4 protein-coding genes are annotated in these 2,604 nt (G+C 76.8%); 1 reads left to right on the plus strand and 3 read right to left on the minus strand.

Going from position 1 to position 2,604, the window contains the following annotated elements; genetic code table 11:
* Window positions 1-224 precede the first annotated feature (224 nt).
* A complete protein-coding gene (locus tag Voc01_RS16590; protein WP_203928335.1) occupies window positions 225-668 on the minus strand; it encodes a hypothetical protein in 444 nt (147 codons plus the stop codon).
* Window positions 665-1,246, minus strand: coding sequence for a CDP-alcohol phosphatidyltransferase family protein (locus Voc01_RS16595; protein WP_239160251.1), 582 nt, complete (start codon window positions 1,244-1,246; stop codon window positions 665-667). Before Voc01_RS16595 ends, Voc01_RS16590 begins: the two co-directional genes overlap by 4 nt.
* A gap of 103 nt (window positions 1,247-1,349) precedes the next feature.
* On the opposite strand from Voc01_RS16595, the gene Voc01_RS54085 reads away from it, so the two are divergent.
* The gene (locus tag Voc01_RS54085) at window positions 1,350-2,162 is read left to right on the plus strand and encodes a LuxR C-terminal-related transcriptional regulator (protein WP_203928336.1); all 813 of its coding nucleotides are present in this window, start codon (window positions 1,350-1,352) and stop codon (window positions 2,160-2,162) included.
* Between the two features lie 10 nt (window positions 2,163-2,172).
* On the opposite strand, the gene Voc01_RS54090 is transcribed toward Voc01_RS54085, so the two are convergent.
* A partial coding sequence (locus tag Voc01_RS54090) for a PEP-utilizing enzyme (RefSeq protein ID WP_275423726.1) occupies window positions 2,173-2,604 on the minus strand: 432 nt, incomplete at its 5' end.

Here is a 2,604-nt window from a genome sequence, read left to right on the forward strand (position 1 = left end):
GGCGGAGAAGGGGCGTCGTGCACGGCGCCCAGGGCGGGCTGGCGTCAGCGGGTCGCGGTCTCCGACGGGGTCACCCGCAGGCGGCCGCGGCGCGGTCCCCCGGTCCCACGGAGGATCGGCGACCACCAGCCGGCCGCCGACGGCCGCGCCCCGGCGAGCGCCGTCCCGCTCCGGCGGCGGCGGGGGCGGGGGCGGCGGCGGGCTGCCGTCGAGCACGAGGATCGTTACAGCAGGGTGGGAACCAGCATCACCGCGACGAAGCGGATCGCCCGGCCCGCGAGGCAGCACCCCGCGAACACCGGTGCGGAGATGGGCGTCCGGGCGGCGTGCACCGAGACGACCAGGAGCGGCGGCAGCCCGGTCACCGCGCTCACGAACACGGTCGGGGCGACCAGCGCGGGCCGGTCGAGCAGCGTCCGGACGCGGCCCGGCGGGCGCGAGTACCGCCGGGCCACCCACCGCCGCACGGGGCCCGAGCGCACGGTCGCGCGGAACGCGTAGAAGATGAGCAGCTTGCCGGCCGTCTGGCCCACGGCCGCGACGACGCCCACGAGCAGCGCCGGCCGTCCCTCCGCGGCCAGCACCACCAGGTACGGCTCGACGGGCGTCACCGGCACGAACGCCGACAGGGCCGCCACGGCCAGCGCCGACAGGAGTGCCGCGGTCATCGCGGGGCGCCGTCCGTCGGCAGGTGCGCCACCGTCCACAGCGACAGTCCCTTGTGGACCGCGATGAGCGCGGCGAACACCGTCGGCCACACCGGCGACGGGGTGACCAGCACCAGCCCGACCAGGCCGGCCGTGTTGACCGCCTTCGCCGGTGGCGACCAGTTCCACCGGTACACGCCGGGGTGCACCGCGCCGAAGTAGTTCGGCCCGAGCACCGGCCACCGCAGGAACGACAGGCTGAGCAGGCAGTCGACCACCATGAACTGCACCAGGAAGACCGCCACCGGCAGCCACGCGTCCGGCCGCAGGGCCAGCAGCGCCGCCAGGCACACCGCCGCGCACGCCCGGTCGGCGACGATGTCGGCGACCGCGCCCACCCGGGTCTCCTGGTCGAGCCGCCGGGCGGCGAACCCGTCGAGGACGTCGCCGACCCAGTAGGCGGCGAACGCGGCGACCGTGAGCGCGACACTGGGTCGGCCGACGGCCGCGACGGCCAGCGGCACGACGACGACAGTGCGCGCCGCGGTGATGAGGTTCGGGACGGTGACCAGGTTCGTGGTGGCTGTTCCGGTGAGCATGTGCCGACCGTGTCCGTCGGCGCTGTGCCGCCGCATCGGCGCGATGCCGTATACCCGCGTACGCGACAGATGACGTAGACACCCACCTGCGACGATGGACCCCATGGACGGCCGGAGTGAGCGCAGTCACCACCCCGACGCGGCGCGCCCGGCGGACGGCCGGGGCGGCCGCAGCCCCCGTCTGAGCGACGCCGACCGGGCCGCGGCCGTGCGGCGCCTGACCGGACACCAGGCCGCCGGCCGCCTGACCGCCGAGGAGGTCCGCGATCGCTCCACCTGGGTTGACGCCGCCCGCACGCGGGCCGACCTGGCCCAGGTGTTCGCCGACCTGCCCGACGACCATCCCGTACGCACCGCCTGGCACGACCGGCACTGGCGTACCCACGCCGTGCTCTTCGCGGTGGTGACCACGGCGCTGCTGGTCGTGTGGGCCGTGGTCCGGGATCCCGACCCGCTGCCCCGCGACTACGGGATGGACTACTGGTGGCCGGTGTGGCTGGCCCTCCTGTGGGCCACGGTGGTGCTCCTGCACCTGCTACGCACGGCCGGCCTGCTACGCGGACCGACCCGCCCCAGGCCACCCGCACCCGGACCTCCCCCGCACCGGGAAACGGCCCCGGAGCCGCCGGAGGGACCGTCGTCCGGGTCGCCGCCCGAGCCGGCCTCGGAGTCGCCCGCCGGTCCGCCCGCGGATGCTCCGCTGCCCGACGCGCTCGCCGTGCTGACCCCGCGCGAGATCGAGGTTCTCGCGCTCGTCGGCCAGGGACACGCGAACAAGGACATCGCCGCCGCCCTGTTCATCAGCGAGCGCACCGCCCGGACGCACGTCAGCAACATCCTGCAGAAGCTGGAGCTGACCTCCCGCACCCAGGCGGCCATCCTCGCCGTCCAGGCCGGCCTGCGCCCCCAGGTGTAGGTCCCGGTGGTCAGCCGACGACGCCCCGGTCGCCGTCGACGGTGACCGGCCGGCCCTCCGGGATCGCCGACATCGCGCCGGCCGCCCCGAGCACCGCGGGAATCCGGTGCTCCCGGGCCACGATCGCCGCGTGGGACAGGACCCCGCCGGTCTCGGTGACGATCGCCGCCGCGACCGCGAACAGCGGCGTCCAGGCCGGATCGGTGGACCGGCACACGATGACGTCGCCGGCCCGCACGCGCGCGAAGTCCGCCGGCCCCCGCAGCACCCGCGCCGGTCCGGTGGCGGTGCCCGGGCTGCCCGGGGTGCCGGTGAGCGACCCCGACCCGGGCCCGACCGCGGCGGGCAGCCCGGCCGGCCCGGGCAGCCCGGCCGGCCCGGGCAGTTCCGCCGGCCCGGGCAGCCCGGCCGGCCCGGGCAGTTCCGCCGGCCCGTGCAGCCC

Origin of the sequence: Virgisporangium ochraceum (assembly GCF_016863655.1) — a bacterium.
Lineage (GTDB): Bacteria > Actinomycetota > Actinomycetes > Mycobacteriales > Micromonosporaceae > Virgisporangium > Virgisporangium ochraceum.